The sequence below is a fragment of the Helicobacter pylori genome, assembly GCF_011140715.1.
GTDB lineage: Bacteria > Campylobacterota > Campylobacteria > Campylobacterales > Helicobacteraceae > Helicobacter > Helicobacter pylori_DA.
Map to the genome: position 1 here is coordinate 1 of NZ_SFZZ01000080.1, position 2,827 is coordinate 2,827.

Here is a 2,827-nt window from a genome sequence, read left to right on the forward strand (position 1 = left end):
ATAGCGAGCGGTTTTCATAAGCTTTTCAAAAACGACGCTAAGATCGCCGAGAGCTTAAAGCCCGCTACAACGAAAAATTTAAGCCAAGGTTTAGCGACCACTTTAAGCGGAGCGTTAAAATACCAATGGACTAAATTCACGCTAGGGACACTATATCGCAACGCGCCCGATCGCATTTTAGGCGTGAAATTACCCAAAGCTTTGAACGAAGCCACCGCAGGCGCAGCTTTAAAGTATCACCTAAAAAGAGCGCTTGAGAGAAGCCACACAATAAGCGAGTTTAGTAAGAATTTAGAATTAAGCGCCAAAAACGCTAAATTCAGCAACAACACGCTTAAAATCATTGAAGAGCTTACTAACGGCGTTAAAAGCGCGAGCGAAGACATCAAAGAAAAAGCTACTAAATACGAAAAAGCCTTACAAGAATTAAAAAAAATTGATGAAAGCAAGCTGACTAAAGAACAGCAACAAGTTTTAAAGGTTTTTAAGGGAGAATTAGATCAAACAGAGGTTAAAGGCATAGACTTAAACGACCTTTACATTTTAGATCAAGGCACAAGGCATGCGGGAGCCAAAAAGATTTTAGTTAAACATTACGGAGAAGAGAACACAGGCGGACTAACTAACGATGAACTGATTAACATGAGCGAAGTTATCAAGAACGGAAGCGTGTTATTAGAGAGTTTTGAAAGGCTTAAAAACGGCTTTAGATACGGCTATGAATGGGAGAATAACGGCGTTAAGCTTAGGTTAGTTGTAGATGATTTAAACGATGGGAATAAGATTTTTAATTTTTATAGCGATAGGAATTTTAAAGATTTTAGAGATGCCAGGCCACAACCTAGCACCTCAAAGGATAACGGGACACAACCCATTACCCTTGATGAAAATAATCCTACTCAAAAACCTTTAAATAGTCAAGAGGATTTATTAAAAACAAGCGAAAATTTTAACGAAACCATACAAGAAGCTAAAAACTTAAGCCCCTTAGAGCAAGCCAACGCCGAAAAGTTAGCGAAATTAGAAAGCGAAGCCAAAGAAAGCGAACAGGAATTTTTAAAAGCTAAAGAGCAAGAAAAAAAGCGTAAAGACGCCTTAAAACGAAAATTAGAACACGAGCGAGGCAATGCGGGCAACATTGAAAGCCAGACTAAAATAGAAGTAGGAGAGGATATACCCACACAAGTGCAAGCGCAGATCCCCAAGAGCCGAGTAAGGCTAAACGAAAGAGAGATTTACGATCTTGATTATGCGATAGTCAAAGCGAAAGACTTAAAGCCAAGCTTTACCACAGGCGGGACGCAAAAACGCACCGACATGAACGAAGAGCAGATTAAAAGCATCGCTGAAAATTTTGATCCTAAAAAGATATTTGGGAGCGGAGGGTTTGAGGATTTACCGATTATTCTACACGACGGGCAAGTGATCGCAGGAAACCACCGCATAGCTGGCATGCTAAACTTCACGCCTAAAAGCCGATACATCTATAACAGAGCGATCAAGGAATACTATCACATAGACTTAAAACCGGACGAGCTATTAGTTAGAGTGCCACACAACCGCTTAAACAACACCGAGATTAACAATTTAGCAGCTTCAAGCAATCAAGGACGCTTTAACAGCGAAAGCGATCATGCCATAGCGGTTTTAAGCCACTATGAAGCGAAATTAAAAGAATTAGACAAGAAATTAGACGCTGATAGCATTTATTCATTAAAAAACATTGTTGCTCAAAACCTTAATTTTGATAAGGCGACTCACCCTAATGTAGGAGATAGTAATTTAGCGCTTCTCATGTATAACATGCCAAGGACTAAGACGCAAGGGATAGAATTACTCAACCGCTGGCAGAAAGAATTTTCTAACGACATTAAAAGCTATGAAAAAGTGAAAAAAATGTTTGTAGATAACGCCGGCAGTTTTCATAATCTCATCCATGACATGAACTTCCCTAAGGTAAGCCTAAACGCTTATTTAAGCGATATTATGGATCGCAGTTTTGCGAATTTAAAGAATTATCAAACAACAAGCGAGAGCCTGAAAGATTTGAGCGAGAAATTCTATAAAACGAGTTCTTTAGAAATGTTTGAAAAGAGCGATCAAGCTACAAGCGACATAAGCGAGATTTTAGGAGGTGCGATCGCAAGGTTTGCACGATTTGATGATCCTTCTAAAGCATTATTTGAAGCCCTAAAGAGCGATAATATTAAAAAAGGCTTGAAAGAATTTAAGATCGCAGATCTTACTAAAGATATGTTTAACCCTGATAGCAAAGAGTTTAAGGATATTGATATTTACGACTTCACGCATTACCTTTTAATGGTGAATAGAGAACCGAACGAAAACAATCCCGTATTAAATCGTTTGATCCAAGCCGTCAAAGACATGCAAAAAGAGAGCGAGAAAGGGAGTAAAAAACCAAAGCTTGACACGCCTAGCGAGTGGGGACAGAATCATAGCGAGTTTAAAGGTGATGGTTTAGGAGCGATTAACAAGCTATTAGAAACTAAAAAAGGTTTTGTAGCAGGAGCGTTTTATAAGGAAGGTTTAGGGGATGATCTAGTTTGGGGTAATAAAGATTACGGGCTAGAACACATCTTAGAAAAGAGAAAAAAACAATACAAAAGGTTAGGATTAACAAACGAACAAGCCAAAGAAAGGACTAATGAACTACTTAAGGAAATCCCTACCATTATACAAAAAGGCTTAAAAGAAGAAGACAAACCAGGTTATGCGGTTATTATTTTAAATAATTCAAAGGTAGTTTTAAGTAAGTTTAAGGGAGATAACGAACTAAAAAATCATTATATGATTACAAGTTTTGAAG

General features: G+C 38.2%; 2 protein-coding genes. One reads left to right on the plus strand and one right to left on the minus strand.

Features of this window, described 5'->3' with window-relative positions:
* Nucleotides 1-14: 14 nt before the first annotated feature.
* Entirely contained in the window at nucleotides 15-215 is a 201-nt protein-coding gene (locus tag EWZ81_RS08760) for a hypothetical protein (protein WP_425251283.1), read from the minus strand.
* Between EWZ81_RS08760 and EWZ81_RS07840 the strand changes: the two genes are divergently transcribed.
* Nucleotides 202-2,827: DUF3519 domain-containing protein (locus EWZ81_RS07840; protein WP_165549581.1), on the plus strand; the 2,626-nt coding region annotated here is incomplete at its 3' end. The two genes, EWZ81_RS08760 and EWZ81_RS07840, sit on opposite strands and share 14 nt — an antisense overlap.